The 17,013-nt window shown below is 70.8% G+C and carries 15 protein-coding genes; 6 read left to right on the top strand and 9 right to left on the bottom strand.

Features of this window, described 5'->3' with window-relative positions:
- Position 1: 1 nt before the first annotated feature.
- The 3 genes from J2739_RS07420 to J2739_RS07410 all read left to right on the top strand — a co-directional run bounded on the left by J2739_RS07420 (position 2) and on the right by J2739_RS07410 (position 5,299).
- Positions 2–3,163, top strand: a complete 3,162-nt coding sequence (locus J2739_RS07420; protein ID WP_309900097.1) for an efflux RND transporter permease subunit — start codon at positions 2–4, stop codon at positions 3,161–3,163.
- Entirely contained in the window at positions 3,163–4,581 is a 1,419-nt protein-coding gene (locus J2739_RS07415) for an efflux transporter outer membrane subunit (RefSeq protein ID WP_309901078.1), read from the top strand. The genes J2739_RS07420 and J2739_RS07415 overlap by 1 nt, the downstream gene beginning before the upstream one ends.
- 94 nt (positions 4,582–4,675) lie before the next feature.
- Positions 4,676–5,299 carry a c-type cytochrome gene (locus J2739_RS07410; RefSeq protein ID WP_309900095.1) on the top strand — a complete coding sequence of 208 codons (624 nt, stop codon included), beginning with the start codon at positions 4,676–4,678 and terminating at the stop codon, positions 5,297–5,299.
- A gap of 71 nt (positions 5,300–5,370) precedes the next feature.
- Here J2739_RS07410 and J2739_RS07405 read toward each other — a convergent pair whose 3' ends face one another.
- The 4 genes from J2739_RS07405 to J2739_RS07390 all read right to left on the bottom strand — a co-directional run bounded on the left by J2739_RS07405 (position 5,371) and on the right by J2739_RS07390 (position 8,202).
- On the bottom strand, positions 5,371–5,910 hold the full coding sequence (locus tag J2739_RS07405; RefSeq protein WP_309900093.1) for a DUF2946 family protein: 540 nt from the start codon (positions 5,908–5,910) through the stop codon (positions 5,371–5,373).
- A gap of 61 nt (positions 5,911–5,971) precedes the next feature.
- Positions 5,972–6,940: a YheT family hydrolase gene (locus tag J2739_RS07400; RefSeq protein ID WP_309900091.1), complete on the bottom strand. Its 969-nt coding sequence runs from the start codon at positions 6,938–6,940 to the stop codon at positions 5,972–5,974.
- The gene (locus J2739_RS07395; protein ID WP_309900089.1) at positions 6,940–7,389 is read right to left on the bottom strand and encodes a YybH family protein; all 450 of its coding nucleotides are present in this window, start codon (positions 7,387–7,389) and stop codon (positions 6,940–6,942) included. Before J2739_RS07395 ends, J2739_RS07400 begins: the two co-directional genes overlap by 1 nt.
- A 63-nt stretch (positions 7,390–7,452) precedes the next feature.
- Positions 7,453–8,202, bottom strand: coding sequence for an SDR family oxidoreductase (locus J2739_RS07390; protein WP_309900088.1), 750 nt, complete (start codon positions 8,200–8,202; stop codon positions 7,453–7,455).
- Positions 8,203–8,252: 50 nt separating this feature from the next.
- On the opposite strand from J2739_RS07390, the gene J2739_RS07385 reads away from it, so the two are divergent.
- Genes J2739_RS07385 through J2739_RS07375 form a run of 3 tightly spaced genes read left to right on the top strand, consistent with a single transcriptional unit; the run spans position 8,253 to position 10,319 of the window.
- Complete coding sequence (locus J2739_RS07385) at positions 8,253–8,855, top strand: LemA family protein (protein ID WP_309900086.1); 603 nt, start codon at positions 8,253–8,255, stop codon at positions 8,853–8,855.
- Positions 8,856–8,862: 7 nt separating this feature from the next.
- A complete protein-coding gene (locus J2739_RS07380) occupies positions 8,863–9,792 on the top strand; it encodes a TPM domain-containing protein (protein ID WP_309900084.1) in 930 nt (309 codons plus the stop codon).
- 2 nt (positions 9,793–9,794) lie between these two features.
- Positions 9,795–10,319, top strand: a complete 525-nt coding sequence (locus J2739_RS07375) for a TPM domain-containing protein (protein ID WP_309900081.1) — start codon at positions 9,795–9,797, stop codon at positions 10,317–10,319.
- 12 nt (positions 10,320–10,331) lie between these two features.
- Here the strand turns inward: J2739_RS07375 and J2739_RS07370 are convergent, their stop codons facing one another.
- The 5 genes from J2739_RS07370 to J2739_RS07350 are packed head-to-tail and all read right to left on the bottom strand — an operon-like array spanning position 10,332 to position 17,012.
- Positions 10,332–10,916, bottom strand: coding sequence for a Crp/Fnr family transcriptional regulator (locus J2739_RS07370; RefSeq protein ID WP_309900079.1), 585 nt, complete (start codon positions 10,914–10,916; stop codon positions 10,332–10,334).
- 10 nt (positions 10,917–10,926) lie between these two features.
- Complete coding sequence (pdeM, locus tag J2739_RS07365; RefSeq protein ID WP_309900077.1) at positions 10,927–11,595, bottom strand: ligase-associated DNA damage response endonuclease PdeM; 669 nt, start codon at positions 11,593–11,595, stop codon at positions 10,927–10,929.
- A 46-nt stretch (positions 11,596–11,641) separates the two neighbouring features.
- Complete coding sequence (locus tag J2739_RS07360; RefSeq protein ID WP_309900074.1) at positions 11,642–14,242, bottom strand: ligase-associated DNA damage response DEXH box helicase; 2,601 nt, start codon at positions 14,240–14,242, stop codon at positions 11,642–11,644.
- The gene (locus tag J2739_RS07355; RefSeq protein WP_309900073.1) at positions 14,239–15,927 is read right to left on the bottom strand and encodes an ATP-dependent DNA ligase; all 1,689 of its coding nucleotides are present in this window, start codon (positions 15,925–15,927) and stop codon (positions 14,239–14,241) included. Before J2739_RS07355 ends, J2739_RS07360 begins: the two co-directional genes overlap by 4 nt.
- Positions 15,924–17,012 carry a ligase-associated DNA damage response exonuclease gene (locus J2739_RS07350; RefSeq protein WP_309900071.1) on the bottom strand — a complete coding sequence of 363 codons (1,089 nt, stop codon included), beginning with the start codon at positions 17,010–17,012 and terminating at the stop codon, positions 15,924–15,926. Before J2739_RS07350 ends, J2739_RS07355 begins: the two co-directional genes overlap by 4 nt.
- Position 17,013: the final 1 nt, after the last annotated feature.

The following is a 17,013-nucleotide window of genomic DNA, read 5'->3' as shown; positions in this document are numbered from 1 at the left end:
CATGGCAAAGTTCTTCATCGACCGGCCCATCTTCGCGTGGGTGATCGCACTGTTCGTGATCGTGGTGGGCGCCGTGTCCATCACGCAGCTGCCGATCGCGCAGTACCCGCCGGTGGCGCCGCCGGCCATCGTCGTCAACGTGGCCTATCCCGGCGCTTCGGCCCAGACGCTGGAGGACAGCGTGCTCTCCGTCATCGAGCGGGAGATGAACGGCTCCCCGGGTCTCATCTACATGGAGTCGGTGGCGCAGGCGGACGGCACGGGCACCATCACCATCAGCTTCGAGACCGGCACCAACGCCGATCTCGCCCAGGTGGACGTGCAGAACCGGCTGTCGCGCGCGACGCCGCGGCTGCCGGCGGCAGTGACGCAGCAGGGCGTGCGCGTGGACAAGTCGCGCAACAACTTCCTGCTGTTCACGATGCTGTCCTCGGACAACCCGGCGATCGACACCACGGCCCTGGGCGACTACGCCTCGCGCAACGTGGTGCCCGAGCTGCAGCGGGTGGCCGGCGTCGGCCAGGCACAGTTGTTCGGTACCGAACGCGCGATGCGCGTCTGGATCGAACCGGCCAAGCTGCAGGGCTACAACCTGTCGGCCGCCGAGGTCAACGCGGCCATCCGCGCGCAGAACGCGCAGGTGTCCTCCGGCACCATCGGCGACCTGCCCAACGTGCCGGGCCAGGCGATCGCGGCCACCGTGGTGGTCAATGGCCAGCTCACCTCGACCTCGCAGTTCGGCGACATCGTGCTGCGCGCCAACACCGACGGCTCCGCCGTGCGGCTCAAGGACGTGGCGCGCATCGAGCTCGGCGGCCAGGCCTACTCGACCTCGGCGCGCCTCAACGGCCAGCAGGCGGTGGGCATCGGCGTGCAGCTCGCGCCCGGCGGCAACGCGCTGCAGTCGGCCAAGGCGATCCGCGCCAAGATGAACGAGCTGGAGCGCTACTTCCCGCAAGGCGTGAAGTGGACCATTCCCTACGACAGCTCACGCTTCGTCAACATCTCCATCACCGAGGTGGTGAAGACGCTGTTCGAGGCGGTGGCGCTGGTGTTCCTGGTGATGTTCCTGTTTCTGCAGAACTGGCGCTACACGCTCATTCCGACCATCGTGGTGCCGATCGCGCTGCTGGGGACCTTCGGCGTCCTGCTGGCGCTCGGCTTCTCGATCAACGTGCTGACCATGTTCGGCATGGTGCTGGTGATCGGCATCGTGGTGGACGACGCGATCGTGGTGGTGGAGAACGTCGAGCGCATCATGAGCGAGGAGGGGCTCTCGCCCCTCGAAGCCACGCGCAAGGCGATGCGCCAGATCTCCGGCGCCATCATCGGCGTGACGGTGGTGCTGATCTCGGTGTTCGTGCCGCTGGCCTTCTTCGCCGGCTCGACCGGCAACATCTACCGCCAGTTCTCGGCGGTGATGGTGGCGGCGATCGGCTTCTCGGCCTTCATGGCGCTGTCGCTCACGCCGGCCTTGTGCGCCACGCTGCTCAAGCCGGTGGAGGCCGGCCATCATCACGAGAAGACCGGCTTCTTCGGCTGGTTCAACCGCGGCTTCACGCGCACGGCCAAGGGCTACGAGAGCCTGGTGGCGCGCATCCTCAAGCGCGCGGCGCGCTACCTGGTGATCTACGTGGCCATCATCGGCGCGGTGCTGCTGGTGTACCGGCAGCTGCCCACCTCCTTCCTGCCGCAGGAAGACCAGGGCTACATCATCGTGAACGTGCAGCTGCCGCCGGGCGCGACGAAGGAACGCATGCTGTCGGTGATGCAGGACGTCGAGAAGTACGTCCTGAAGCAGCCCGAGGTCGAGAGCATGGTCGGCGTGCTCGGCTTCAGCTTCTCGGGGCAGGGGCAGAACGCCGGCCTCGCCTTCGTCACGCTGAAGCCCTGGGAGCAGCGCCACGACCCGAGCCATTCGGCGGAGGCGGTGGCCGGCCGCGCCTTCGGGGCGCTGTCGGGCATTCGCGATGCTTTCATCTATCCGCTATCGCCGCCGCCCATTCCGGAGCTGGGCAACGCCAGCGGCTTCAGCTTCCGACTGCAGGACCGCGGCGGCGCCGGCCACGAGGCGCTGGTCAACGCGCGCAACCAGATGCTCGGCATGGCCGGCAAGAGCGCCATCCTGACGCAGGTGCGCCCGGACGGCCTGGAGGACGCGCCCCAGCTGCAGATCGACATCGACCGCGACAAGGCGAACGCGCTGGGGGTGAGCTTCGACGCCATCAACAGCACGCTGTCGACGGCGCTGGGCTCGACCTACGTGAACGACTTCCCGAACCAGGGCCGCCTGCAGCGGGTGGTGGTGCAGGCCGACGCGCCGGCGCGCATGCAGCCGGACGACCTGCTGCGCCTCAACGCCAGCAACACCAAGGGCGAGCCGGTGCCGTTGTCGGCCTTTGCCAGCACGCGCTGGGTCACGGGCGCGCAACAGACGGTGCGCTACAACGGCTATCCGGCGATCCGCATCTCGGGCTCGGCCGCGCCAGGCCACAGCTCGGGCGCCGCGATGGCCGAGATGGAGAAGCTCGCCGCGCAGCTGCCCCCGGGCTTCGGCTACGAATGGACCGGCCAGTCACGCGAGGAAAAGCTCGCGGGCTCGCAGGCCATCATCCTCTACGCCTTCTCGATCCTGGCGGTGTTCCTGTGCCTGGCCGCGCTGTACGAGAGCTGGACCATCCCGCTGTCGGTGATCCTGGTGGTGCCGCTGGGCGTGCTGGGCGTGCTGCTCGCAACGCTGATGCGGGCCTATGCCAACGACGTGTACTTCCAGGTCGGCCTGATCACCATCATCGGCCTGTCGGCGAAGAACGCGATCCTGATCATCGAGTTCGCCAAGGACCTGCAGGCGCAGGGCCGCGGAGTGGTCGAGTCGGCACTGGCCGCTGCCCACCTGCGGTTCCGGCCGATCATCATGACCTCGCTGGCCTTCGGCCTCGGCGTGCTGCCGCTGGTGCTGGCCTCGGGCGCAGGCTCGGCCAGCCAGCGCGCGATCGGCACCGGCGTGATCGGCGGCATGGTGACCGGCACGGCGCTCGCCGTGATCTTCGTGCCTGTGTTCTTCGTGGTCGTGCGTAGCCTGTTCAAGGGCAGCGAGCGGCAGCACGAAGTCGACCGGCGCCATGCGCAGGCCGCAGGCATTGAAGAAAGCCCCGCCCCATGATGAAAAAGAACGTCGTCTCCACCGCCCTCGCCGGCGCCGCAGCCCTGGTCCTGGCCGGCTGCTCGCTGATCCCCGCCTACGAGCGCCCCGCGGCGCCGGTGCCGGCCAGCTACCCCGGCGCGCAGCCTGCGGCCGCGAGCACGTCGCCGGCCTCGACGCTGGCCTGGCAGGACTACTTCACCGATCCGCGGCTGGCGAAACTGATAACGACCGCCCTCGCCAACAACCGCGACCTGCGCGTGGCCGTGCTCAACATCGAGCAGGCCCGCGCTCAGTTCCAGATCCAGCGCGCGGCGCAGTTCCCGGCGCTCAACGCGACCGCCAGCGGCTCGCGCTCGAGCCCGAACCCGCTGCAGGCGGTGGGCGTGGGTGGCAGCGTCTCCTCGAGCTATTCGGTCAACCTCGGCATCACGGCCTGGGAGCTCGACTTCTTCGGCCGTGTCGCCAGCCTCAAGGAACAAGCGCTGGCGCAGTTCCTCGCCACCGAGGAATCGCGCAAGGCCACGCAGATCAGCCTGATCAGCGCCGTGGCCAGCGGCTGGCTCACATTGATCGCGGACGACGAGCTGCTGGCGCTCACGCGCCAGACGCTGGCCACCCGCGAGGAGTCGCAGACGCTCACCCGCATGCGCTTCGACAGCGGCGTGGTCTCGGAGATCGACCTGCGCCTGGCCGATTCGCTGGCCGAGACCGCGCGCGCCTCCTACGCGGAGCAACGCCGCCTGCGCATGCAGGACGAGAACGCACTGGCCCTGCTGCTCGGCGCCCCGGTGCCGCCGGAGGCCACCGAGGGCGGCGCGCGTGGCCTGGATGCGGTCGCGCCCATGGCAGAGCTCCCGGCCGGCCTGCCCTCCGACCTGCTGGGGGAACGGCCCGACATCCGCGCCGCGGAGCAGCAGCTGATCGCCGCCAACGCCAACATCGGCGCGGCGCGCGCGGCCTTCTTCCCGCGCGTGGCGCTGACCACCTCGATCGGCACGGCCAGCAGCGAGTTCTCGAACCTCTTCGACCGCGGCACCAAGGCCTGGGCCTTCTCGCCGCAGCTGACGCTGCCGATCTTCGACGCCGGTCGCAACCAGGCCGGGCTCGATTCGGCCAAGGCCGGCCGCGAGATCGCGGTCGCGCAGTACGAAAAGTCGATCCAGACCGCCTTCCGCGAAGTCGCCGACGCGCTCGCCGGCCGCGTCACGCTGAGCGAGCAGCTGCGCGCCCTGCGCGCGCAGTCGGACGCCGAAGCGGCGCGCTTCAGGCTCTCGGACCTGCGCTACCGCAACGGCATCGCCAGCGCGCTGGACCTGCTCGATTCGCAGCGCTCGCTCTACAGCGCGCAGCAGGCGGCGGTCCAGACCCAGCTCGCGCAGTTGCAGAACCAGGTGGTGCTGTACAAGACGCTCGGCGGCGGCTGGGCCACGCGTTGAGCGCCCGAGGACCGCAACGGGCGCTCTCGGGCGCCTCTCTATAATCGCCGGTTGGTTAGAAAAGCCCCCGACGAGCCCCCACACTGAGGACCCAATGAGCGACGACGCGCACTACCAGGCCACAGAAGACGCCCACACGGGCCCGATCAAGAACCCCAAACAACTTCTGCTGGCGGTCTTCTTCTCCTTCATCGCGCCGATCCTGATCATTGTCGGTCTGGTCTCGTACGTGACCTCCGCCAATCGTCCGTCGGGCGAAGCCAAGGGCGCAGGCATGGCGCTCTACGGTGTATCGAAGGACGCGCGTGATCGCGAAGTCTTCGAGCGCCTCAAGAAGGTCGGCTCGATCGAGATCCGCGACGCCGACCGGCCGCTGGCCACTGGCGAGACGGTGTTCAAGGCCCAGTGCGTGGCGTGCCACGGCAGCCCCGGCATCCCGGGCGCGCCCCACTTCAGCGACGCCGCAGCCTGGGGCCCGCGCATCGGCCAGGGCTACGCCACGCTGCTCGACCATGCGCTCCATGGCAAGGGCGCCATGCCGCCCCAGGGCGGCGGCGACTTCGACGACGTCGAGATCGGCCGGGCCGTGGTCTACATGGCCAATGCCGGCGGCGCCAAGTTCCCCGTGCCGGACCGCCCGACCGCCGCCGGCGCTCCAGGGGCCGCGGCCACGGAGGCGGCAGCGGCGCCGGCCTCGGCACCCGCTGCCAAGCCGTAGTCGGGGTTTCGGCCCTCACAAGAAAAGAGCCCGCATGCGGGCTCTTTTTCATGGGCGTGCGCTGGTCGCCTTCAAGGCCCCGCCTGGCCAGGCTGCCCCGCCGCCGGGCTCATGACGTGGCCGAAACGCACCGGCAGTTCCTCCGCACGCACGTGCTCCGGCACCCAGCGCCCCTGTTCGACCGCCTCGGCCGCGATGCCCATGTCCTGCGTGTGCACCAGGCCCAGCCCGAGCGGCGCCGCCAGGTAGAGCCGGCCCTGCTCATCGACCAGGCAGGCCGAGGGCTCGACCGGCTCGCCGGTATGCGAGCGCACGCTGAAGTCTTCGCCGATCCGCCACACCCAGGGCGCCGCCTCGAGCTCCACGTAGACGCGCTGCGGCCCATTCTGGAAGAACCACTGGCCGCGCTCGTCGTGCTCGTAGTTGCGCTGAATGAAGTCGATCAACTTCTCGTGCCGGAGCAGCGAGCCCTTGGCGGCCGGAAAGGGCCCCATGGCCTGCGTGCGGTCGTCGCGCAGGTACCAGTTGCCACGCGCATCGAGCCCGAGCCAGCCGTAGCAGTGCGGCACGTTGGGCCACTTGGCGAGCGCCTGTCTGACGATGTCGTCCATGCCGGGGATTCTGGCGCGGAACAGGCCCCCGCGCCATCGGCCGACGCCGCGTCACACCTTCTCAAAGATGCTGCGCCAGCCAGTCGCCGACGCGCTCGGGCATGCCGAGCACATGGCCCGGGGGCGGCCCCATCGGAAAGCCGACATGGCCGCCATGGGCGGGCTGCCACAGCGTGACGTGGCGGCCGGCCTCCTCCGGGCGCGGCAGGCTGGCGGCCGGCACGAAGGGATCGTTGGTCGCGTTCACCACCAGCGCCGGGATGCGGATCGCGCCCAGGTGCGGCTTGGCCGAAGCGCGGCGCCAATAGTCGTCGGTGTCGCGAAAGCCGTGCAGCGGCGCGGTGAACACGTTGTCGAAGGCGTGCAGGTCCGCGGCGGCGAGCAGCGCCTCGCGGTCGAACAGACCCGGATGCTGGGCCAGCTTGGCCAGCGCCTTGGGCTTCATGGTCGACAGGAACATGCGCGTGTAGACCAGCCGGTTGAAGCCCTGCCCGATGGCAGCGCCGCCGGCCGCGAGGTCCAGCGGCGCGCTGACCGATGCCACCGCATCCACCACCTTCGAAGCCTCCGCGCCCATCTCCTCAGCCCAGCGCAGCAAGGCATTGCCTCCCAGCGAGACGCCGGCCGCGAGCATCGGGCCCGCATGCCGCTCGCGCAGGCGCGCGAGGATCCAGCCCACCTCCTCGAAGTCCCCCGAGTGGTAGGCCCTCGGCGCCAGGTTGATCTCGCCGCTGCAGCCACGGAAATGCGGCACCGCATAGTCCCAGCCGCGCGTCAGCGCGTGGGCCGCGAAGGCCTCGGCATAGTGGCTCTTCGACGAGCCCTCGAGGCCGTGGAACAGCACCAGCAGCGGCTTCGGCGCGGGCCCCTCGGCGGCCAGGAAATCGACGTCGATGAAGTCGCCGTCCGGCGTGGTCCAGCGTTCGCGGCGGTAGGCCGGCAGGGGCGCCGGCACGCGACGCGCCCAGAGCGCGGGCCAGATGGTCTGGAGGTTGCCACCGGGCAACCAGAGTGGCGCAACGTATTGCATCAGTGGAGGATCTGCGGAGTCTCGTCCGGTGCGTCGGGCGCATGGACCATGCCAGGGCTCGCATGGTGGGCCACCATGCGCCAGCCCAGCGCGGTCTTGTGGTACACGTTGGTGGCGAGCACGAAGGCGTGGCGCGGCCCCTCGGCCGTCAGCACCTCGATGCGCTCCAGCACGTTGTGCACCGCGCTGGCCAGCGACTCCACCCGGCGCACGTGCGCCGGCGTGGCATGGATCGCGCCGTTGGCGAACATCTGCTCGAAGGCGGCCCGGATCGCGCTGCTGCCCACCAGGCGCGGGCCGCCAGGATGCACGCAGAACACCTCGTCCTCGTCGGCCCAGCAGGCCATCAGCGCGTCGATGTCGCCGCGCTGCAGCGCCTCGTAGAAGGCGGCCTCGACATCGTCGGCAGTGCCTGCGAGGGCGGCGGCGCGAAGTTGGCTCTTGGGCATGGCGAGTACGACTGGAAATTCAGATTTTGCCTCGGGCGCTCGATGCGCATCGGCCGCTGCGCGTCACCCGAGCAGCCAGGCCTCGGCCACCGCCTGCAGCTCGCCCTGCGACGCCTGCCACACCAGTTCGGGCGCGGCCACGTGCACGCCCGGGGGCGCGATGCGCAGCGCCACGTCGACCAGCTCCGCCACCTTTCCGGCGCGCACCGGCTGCTCGCTGGCCGGCACCATGAAGCGGGCGATGGACAGCATCCAGGCCGCCAGCCGCTCGGCCGGATTCGCGAAGCGCCCGGCCGCGGGCTTGCGGGCCGAGCGCACGATGATCACGCGCTCGAAGCCCTGCGCCACCACGGCCTCCTCGTCGAGGCTGGCCAGCCCGCGCTTCAGCGCCTCGGGCAGCCGGCCCTGGTCGTGCGGCTGCACGACGGCCAGCGTGCGCACGCCGCAGGCCTTCAGCCAGCGGGCGAGCGCGGGCAGCTGCGCCGGCTCCGGCGTCCACAGCGCGCGCTCGCGGTCGTAGTAGAGGCGCGGCGGCTCGAACAGGACCAGCGCGGTATCGGCCGCCATGCGCGGCCATTGCGCGATGTCGGCGCCCGGCGCCAGCAGCGTCTCGACGCCGCGCAGTCCGTCGCGGATGGGCTCGCGCGCCAGGACGCGCGTATGTTCGAAGCGATGCCGGCCGGCCAGCCGCCGCACCAGCTCCTGGCCCAGCGCGCCGGTGGCGCCGGCGATCAACAGCGTGCCTTCGTCGCGGCGCTCCGGCGGGGCCGCGCGATTCGCGGACTGCAAGGCCTGGAAAGGATCGAGCGCCATCGGGCTATGCTACCTTCACCCCTTCGCAAGAACGAAGAAGAGGCTTCGACATGCCGATCATCCAACGCTGGCTCCTGGTTCTTCTCGCGGTCCTCGCGCTCTCGGGCTGCGGCTACAACGACTTCCAGCGCCTCGACGAGGCCAGCAAGTCGGCCTGGAGCGAGGTGCTCAACCAGTACCAGCGCCGCGCCGACCTGGTGCCCAACATCGTGGCCACGGTCAAGGGCGAGGCGAACTTCGAGCAGGAGACGCTGACGAGGGTGATCGAGGCACGCGCCAAGGCCACCTCGATCCAGGTCACGCCCGAGACGCTCAACAACCCCGAGGCCTTCAACAAGTTCCAGCAGGCGCAAGGCGAGCTCTCCAGCGCGCTGTCGCGCTTGATGGTGGTGGCCGAGCAGTACCCCAACCTGAAGGCCAACCAGGCCTTCCGCGACCTGCGCGTGACGCTGGAGGGCACCGAGAACCGCATCACCGTGGCGCGCAACCGCTACATCAAGACAGTGCAGGAATACAACGTGCTCGCGCGCAGCTTCCCCACCAACCTGACGGCCAAGGTGTTCGGCTACCAGCCCAAGGCCAACTTCAGCGTGCAGAACGAGACCCAGATCTCCACCCCGCCGACAGTCGATTTCGGCACGCAGAAGAAGTAGCCGCTCCATGACGGCCGCCCGCATCCGGCGCGCGCTGACCGCCTTCCTGCTGATGGCGTGCGCGCTGGCCGGCGCGCTGGCCCAGGATCTTTTGCCGGTGCCGCCGCTCAGCGCCCGGGTGATCGACCAGACGGGCACGCTCGACGCGGCCCAGCGCCAGGCGCTGGAGGCCAAGCTGGCCGCTTTCGAGCAGCAGAAGGGTTCGCAGATCGTGGTGCTGATGGTGCCGACCACCGCGCCGGAGGACATCGCCAGCTACGCCAACCGCGTGGGCAACACGTGGAAGATCGGCCGGAAGGAGGTGGGCGACGGCATCCTGGTGATCGTCGCCAAGAACGACCGCAAGATGCGCATCGAGGTCGCGAAGGCGCTGGAAGGCGCGGTGCCCGACATCGCCGCCGCCCACATCATCGACCTCACGATGAAGCCGCACTTCCGCCAGAACGACTTCGCGGGCGGGCTCGATGCCGCGACCGACCAGCTGATCGCGCGCGTCAAGGGCGAGGCGCTGCCGGAGGTCGATGCGAAGAGCGGCGACTTCGGCGGCGGGAAGGAGGAGCGCGGCTTCGACTGGGGCGACCTGGCCATCTTCCTCTTCTTCGGCGTGATGATCGGCGCGCCGATCGCGCGCGCCATCCTCGGCAAGGTGCTGGGCCCGTTGGCGCTGGGCGGCGTCACCGGCGTCGTCGTGATGATGCTGACCGCAAGCCTCGTGGTCGCAGTGCTGGCCGGGCTGGCAGCCCTGCTCTTCACGCTGCTGTCGAGCGCCTTCGGCGCCGGCCCGGGTCGGCGCCTCGGGCGCGGGGGCGGCTGGGGCCCGGGCGTTGGGGGCCTGGGCGGCGGCGGCGGCTGGAGCGGCGGATCTTCGTCCGGCGGTGGCTTCAGCTCCGGCGGGGGCGGCGACTTCGGCGGCGGCGGCGCCTCGGGGGACTGGTAGCCATGGCCACGCCATCCTTCTTCTCCAGGCTCGTGCGCCTTTGGCGCCACCGCTGGATCGATGCAGCCGACGTGCGGCGTGCGCTGCCACCCGAGGCCTTGCAGCGCCTGGGCGACCGTGTCGCGGCCAGCGAGCGCCGGCACAGCGGCGAGGTGCGCATCTGCATCGAGGCCGGCCTGCCCTGGTCCTACATCCGGCGCGGCGCTGCGGCGCGCGAGCGCGCGATCACGCTGTTCGGCAAGCTGCGCGTGTGGGACACCGCGCACAACAACGGCGTGCTGATCTACCTGCTCATGGCCGAGCACGCGATCGAGATCGTGGCCGATCGCGGCATCGACGCCCGTGTGAAGCCGCAGGACTGGGCGGCCATGGCCGGGCGGATGGCCGCCGCCTTCCGCGAAAGCCGCTTCGAGGACGGGCTCACGCAGGCGCTGGAAGAAGTCTCGGCGCTGCTGGTCGCGCACTTCCCGCTGGCCGAGGGCGAGCCCGACCGCAACGAGCTGCCCGACGAACCGGTGCTGATCTAGGGCCTGTTAACGCTATGCGCCGCGCCCGATCTGCTCTTCCAGCAGCCGCCGGTTGACCGCATGGACCGCATCCAGCTCCAGCTGGAGCGCACGCGACACCTGCGACAGCGTGCGCAAGCGGCGGTTGCCTTCGCGCAGCCGTCCGGCGAGGACGGTGGAGATGCCGAGCGTCATGCGGGCCGCGACCATCGGGTGGGCCTCGATCAACCCCAGCAGCGCCTCGCGCGAGAGCACGCCGAGCTTGACGTCCGTGAGCGCCGTGCAGCTGGCGGAGCGCGGCCCGCCGTCGATCACCCCCATCTCGCCCAGCAGGCTGCCGGCGCCGACCACCGTGATCACGACCTCGCCGTCGGGAATGCCGGCGCTGCTCACCGCCCGCAGCTGGCCTTCGAGCACCAGCACCATGTAGTCGTTGTCGGCCGAGTCGCCCTCCTCGAACAGCAGCGTGTCGGCCAGCACGTGCAGCGGCTTCATGGCGTCGACCACGACTTCCGCTTCGGCGCGGCTCATGCCGGCCAGGGGAGCGGCTTGCACCATCAGATCGATGGCGTGTTCGCGCAGGTCGTTGCGGCGGGGGGGCACGGGTGCTTGGGGCATGTCGGGGAGTTCAGGTCGGCAGCGGCCACACGATGCCGCCGCCGATGCCATAGAGATGCCGGCCCGGCGCCGCGTCCATGTGCCAGCCGCCGGTGAATTCGCCGAAGGCGGGGAGGATCAGGCGCCGTTCCTCGCGCACGAAGCAGGGCATGCGCAGACTGTCGCGGCCAGCCCCCTGGAGCCTGCAGACAGGATGCAGATGGCCCGCCAGCACGAAGTGCGTGGCGTGCGTCCGCGGGTGGTGGCAGGCGGCGAAGGGGCCGGCGAGATGAGGCTCGTCGACCACCTCGAAGGACAGCGAGGTCGGCGGATCGCCGGCACGGCTGTCGTGATTGCCGCGCACCAGCGTGCAGCGGAGTCCCGCGTGCCGTTCGCGCCAGGATTCGAGACTCGCCAGCAGCTGCGGCGTGCGCGCCTGCGCGTCATGCAGGAAGTCGCCGAGCACGATGAGCTGGCGCGGCCGGTGCCGTTCGATCAGGTCGTCGAGCCGCCCGAGGTTCTGGCCGGTGGTGCCATGCGGCACCGGTTGGCCCAGTGCACGAAAGCTGGCCGCCTTGCCCAGATGAAGATCGGCCACGAAGAGCGTTTCGCCTGCGCTCCACCAGAGCGCCCGCTCCGGCAGGAGGTCGATGGATTCGCCGGCGACGTCGAGCCGGCAGGATGGGGAGGCGGCATGCACGAGAGCCAGTGTCCCAGAAGCGTGTACGGCAAAAGCTCGCAAATTGTCACGCCGCACCCGCCCGGCCAGGACTTTTTCCGCGCTTGCGTGAAGCGCCGCGCCGCGCGCCTCCGTCCGTGCCCGCGTCGCCGTCTTCGACGGGCCGCTCGAAGGCCAGCGTCCTGCGCACGCGCTCCGGGTCCGCGGCCTCGACGGGCCCGCCGGCGGCCTGCTCCAGCTGCGCGACCATGCGCGCAATACGCTCGGCCGCGCTCTCGTTCGACAGCTTCTCGCGGAACAGCTCCACCATCAGCGGAAAGGCGAAGGGGGTGGGCCGCTGCGGCGCCTGCACCACCAGCCGCTGCGAAGCCATGCGCGCCAGCGCGGCACGCAGCCGCCCGATTTCCAGCTCCTGCGCGAGCAGTTCCTCCTCGGCCTGCTGCAGCAGGCGGTTGGCCGGGTCGTACTTGCGGAAGACCTCCCAGAACAGCGAGGACGAGGCCTGCAGCTGCCGGCTGCTGCGGCGCTCGCCGGGATAGCCCTGGAACACCAGGCCCGAGACGCGCGCGATCTCGCGGAAGCGCCGGCGCGCCAGCTCGCTCGCATTGAGCGAGGCCAGCACCTCGCGCAGCAACTGCGCCTCGTCGACCGGCGCCAGAACGGACGGCAACAGCGCCGGCCAGTCCAGCTCGGCCGCGCAGAGCAGCTCGAAGCCGTAGTCGTTCACAGCGATCGAGAAGGTGCGCGGCTGGCGCTGTGCGACCCGCCACGCGACCAGGCTGGCCAGGCCCAGGTGGACCAGCCGCCCCGCGAAGGGGTAGAGGAAGAGATGCCAGCCCTCGCGCGTCTTCAACAGCTCGGCCAGCAAGGTGCCGGGCGTGGGCAGGGCCGACCAGCGCTGCTGGATCTCGAGCAGCGGCCGCACGCATTGCAGCTCGGGCGTGTCGTAAAGGCCGGCATCCGCCAGCGCCAGTTGCCGGACGACGGCGTCGGCCAGGGTGCTGCTCAGCGGCATGCGCCCGCCGTTCCAGCGCGGCACGGAGGGCTTGCGGCCGCTCGCGCGCCGGACCCAGGCCGTCATGTCGTGCACCCGCACCAGCTCCAGCAGCCGGCCGCCGAAGAGGAAGCAGTCGCCCGGCTTCATGCGCGCGACGAAGCTCTCTTCGACGCTGCCGATCCTCGCCCCCCGCAGGTACTGCACCGCCATGCTGGCGTCGCTGACGATGGTGCCGATGTTCATGCGGTGCCGGCGCGCCAGCCGCGCATCGGGCACGCGCCAGACGCCGTCGGCGTCGGGCACCGCGCGGCGGTAATCGGGGTAGGCCGACAGCGAGGGCCCGCCCTGCGCGACGAAGTCCAGGCACCACTGCCAGCTCGCGCGCGACAGCCCGGCATAGGCGACGGTGCCGCGCACTTCCGCGTAGAGGTCCTCGGGCACGAAGCCCCCGCCGAGCGCGACGGTCACCAGGTGCTGCACCAGCACGTCCAACGGCTGCGCCGGCGAGCGGCGTTCCTCGATGTGGCCTCGGGCCACGGCCTCGCGCGCAGCCGCGCCCTCCACGATCTCGATGCTGTGCGTCGGCACCAGCGTGATGCGCGAAGGCCGCCCCGGCGCGTGGCCCGATCGGCCGGCGCGCTGCAGCAGCCGCGCCACGCCCTTGGGCGAGCCGATCTGCAGCACCCGCTCCACCGGCAGGAAGTCCACGCCCAGGTCCAGGCTCGACGTGCAGACCACGGCCTTGAGCGCACCGGACTTCAGGCCCAGCTCCACCCAGTCGCGCACTGCGCGGTCCAGCGAGCCGTGATGCAGCGCGATCTGGCCGGCCCACTCCGGCCGCGCCTCGAGCAAGGCCTGGTACCAGATCTCGGACTGGGAGCGCGTGTTGGTGAAGACCAGCGTGCTCGCGCTGGCGGCGACCTCCTCCACCACCTGGGGCAGCATCGTGAGCCCGAGGTGCCCTCCCCAGGGAAAGCGCTCGGCGCGACCGGGCAGCAGCGAGTCGATGCGCAGCTCCTTCGGCACCTCGCCCTGCACCAGCACGCCCTCGCCGCGGGCCAGCAGCGTGCGCATCGCCTCCTGCAGGTTGCCCAGCGTGGCCGACATGCCCCAGATGCAGAGCCCCGCATTCCAACGGCGCAGCCGCGCAAGCGCGAGCTGCACCTGCACCCCGCGCTTGTTGCCCATCAGCTCGTGCCACTCGTCGACGACGACCAGGCGCAGCGTGCCCAGGACCTCGCTGGCATCGGCGCGGGAGAGCTGCAGCGACAGGCTCTCGGGCGTGGTGACCAGCACCGTCGGCAGGCGCCGGTCCTGCGCGCTGCGCTCGGCCGGGGAGGTGTCGCCGCTGCGGGCGCCGGCGCTCCAGTCGGGCTGCAGCGCGTCGAGGGCGTGCTGCAACGCGCGCAGCGTGTCGGCCGCGAGCGCGCGCATCGGCGTGAGCCACAGCACGGTCAGCGGCGGCGGCTTGGCCTTGCTGGCGGGCGCCATGGCAAAGGCCTGGAGCGCGCCCAGCCACACGGCGTAGGTCTTGCCCGCGCCGGTGGTGGCGTGGAGCAGGCCGGAGCGGCCTTCGGCGAGGGCCTGCCATACGCGGCGTTGAAAGTCGAAGGCTTCCCAGCCGCGCGAGGCGAACCAATCGTCGAGACGGCGCATGGACGTGCCGCTCATGGCGCAGTCGACGCCGCTTCGGGCAACAGCGCCGCCAGCGTCTGCAAGCTGTCCGCCTCCTCCACCGGCTTGTCCTCGCGCCAGCGCAGCATGCGCGGAAAGCGCACCGCGATGCCGCTCTTGTGCCGGGTGCTGCGCGCGATGCCTTCGAATCCCAGCTCGAAGACCAGCGTGGGCGTCACGCTCCTCACCGGCCCGAAGCTCTCGATCGTGGTGCGGCGGATGATCGCGTCGACGCGGGCCATCTCCGCATCGCTCAGGCCCGAGTAGGCCTTGGCGAAGGGCACGAGCTTGCGATCGGGCACCTCGGGCGGCGCGTCCCACACCGCGAAGGTGTAGTCGCTGTACAGGCTCGCACGCCGGCCGTGGCCGCGCTGCGCGTAGACCAGCACGGCGTCGACCGAGAGCGGGTCGATCTTCCACTTCCACCACAGGCCCACGTCCTTGGTGCGGCCGACGCCGTAGGCCGCATGGCGCTGCTTGAGCATCATGCCCTCCACGCCCATCGCACGCGCCGCCTCGCGCTGGCGCGCGAGGTCCTGCCAGCTCTCGCCATGCAGCACGGGGCTCGCGATCAGCGAGGGATGCTGCGCCGTCGCGATCAGTTCGTCGAGCAGCACGCGGCGCTCCTGCTGCGGCATCGCGCGCAGGTCGCGCCCCCCCCATTCGAGCAGGTCATAGGCCAGCAGCACCACGGGGATCTCGCGCAGCAGCTTCGGCGTCAGCGTCTTGCGGCCGATGCGCTTCTGCAATTCGGAGAAGGGCTGCACGCGACCCGGCCCCTGCGGCGAGGCCGCCTCCCTGCGCCAGACGACGATCTCGCCGTCGAGCACGGTGCCATCGGGCAGGGTGCGGCCCATCTCGGCCAGCTCTGGGAAGCGGTCCGTCACCAGCTCTTCGCCGCGCGACCACAGGCACACCTGGCCGGCACGCCGCACCAGCTGCGCGCGGATGCCATCCCACTTCCACTCGACCAGCCACTGCGAGGGCGGACCGAGCACCGCATCGAATTCGTCGAGCGGCAGCGCGAAGGGATGCGCGAGAAAGAAGGGATAGGGCTGTCCGCCGGTCTGGCGGTCCTGCTCGCCGCTGCTCTCGGGCGCAATCAGCGCCGCGAAGTCGGCCGCGCTCGGGCGGCCGGTGATGTGCGTGTAGCCCATCAGCCGCTGCGCCACGCGCTTGGGATCGAGCCCGCTCATCGCCGCCAGCACCTGCGTGACCTGCAGGCGCGAGACGCCGACGCGGAAGGCGCCGGTGATGAGCTTGAAATAGACGAGCCGCTCTTCCGGCGGCAACTGGCGCCACTGGGCGCGCAGGGTATCGGCGAGCTGCTCGGGCGGCATTCCGCGCAGGGGCAGCAGGTGCTGCTCGATCCAGGTCGCGAGGCTCAGGTCGTGCGCCTCGGTGGGCGGCGGGAGCAGCAGCGAGAGCGTCTCCGCCAGGTCGCCGACCGCCTCGTAGCTCTCGTCGAACAGCCACTCCGGGAGGCCGGCGGCTTGCTGGGCCAGCAGCCGCAGCAGCTTGGTCGGCACCAGCTGCCGTGGCCGCCCGCCGGCCAGGAAGTACACCGTCCAGGCCGCATCGGCAGGCGCAGCGGCCTGGAGATAGCGCTGCAGCGCGGCCTGCTTCACGAGGTTGGAGGTGCTCGCATCGAGCTCGCGATACAGGGCGGCGAACTGCTTCATGGCACGGCTGTCGCTCCTCCTCCTGAAATTTCTCCTTCGTCCTCGGCAGGAAGGCCGGGGTCGGGGCTGCGAGCGCTCCCCTCGCCTTCCATGTCCTCGTCGCCGTATTCGGTCTGGAAGGCCCGCGCCTCCAGCCCGCTCTCGCTCAGCCACCGCACCATCACCGCCACGCTCCCATGCGTCACGAACACACGCTCGGCCCCCGTGGCGGCGATCGCCTGCTGCAGCCCTGGCCAGTCCGCGTGGTCCGACATCACGAAGCCGCGGTCCACGCCACGCCGCCTGCGCGTGCCGCGCAGCTGCATCCAGCCGCTGGCGAAGGCATCCGAGTACTGGCCGAAGCGCCGCATCCACGGCGTGCCGGCCGCCGAAGGCGGTGCCAGCACCAGCGCGCGCCTGAGCAATGCGGCATCCACCCCGGGGTCGGCCACGCGCAGCGTGGGCGGCAGCGCCACGCCGGCCGCACGGTACACCGCGTTCAGCGGCGCGATGGCGCCGTGCACCACGATCGGCCCGATGCCCGCGTCGACCCCGTGCAGGATGCGCTGCGCCTTGCCGAAGGCGTAGCACAGCAGCACCGAGGCGCGCCCCTGCGCCGCATTGGCGCGCCACCACGCATCGATCTCGGCGAACAGCGTCGCCTGCGCCGGCCAGCGATAGATCGGCAGCCCGAAGGTGGATTCGGTGATGAAGGTGTCGCAGGGCACCGGCTCGAAAGGCGTGCAGGTGCCGTCGGGCTCGGTCTTGTAGTCGCCCGAGGCGACCCACACGCGCCCTTCGTGCTCGAGCCGCACCTGGGCCGAGCCCAGCACGTGGCCGGCCGGATGCAGCGACAGGCGCACGCCGCGATGGACGATCGCCTCGCCGTAAGGCAGCGTCTGCAGCGTGATGTCGCCGAGCCGCGCGCGCAGCGTGCCGGCGCTGTGCACGTGCGCGAGGTAGTGCCCATGCCCCACGCGCGCATGATCCGAATGCGCATGCGTGATGACGGCCCGGTCCACCGGCCGCCACGGGTCGATGTAGAAATCGCCGGGCGGGCAATACAAGCCTTCGGGGCGCGCGATGACGAGATCTGCGGAGGGCATG

The organism is Variovorax soli (assembly GCF_031454625.1).
Classification (GTDB): domain Bacteria; phylum Pseudomonadota; class Gammaproteobacteria; order Burkholderiales; family Burkholderiaceae_C; genus Variovorax; species Variovorax soli_A.
The sequence above is the reverse complement of the archived record's forward strand: the minus strand, read 5'-3'. Positions and strand labels throughout refer to the sequence as shown.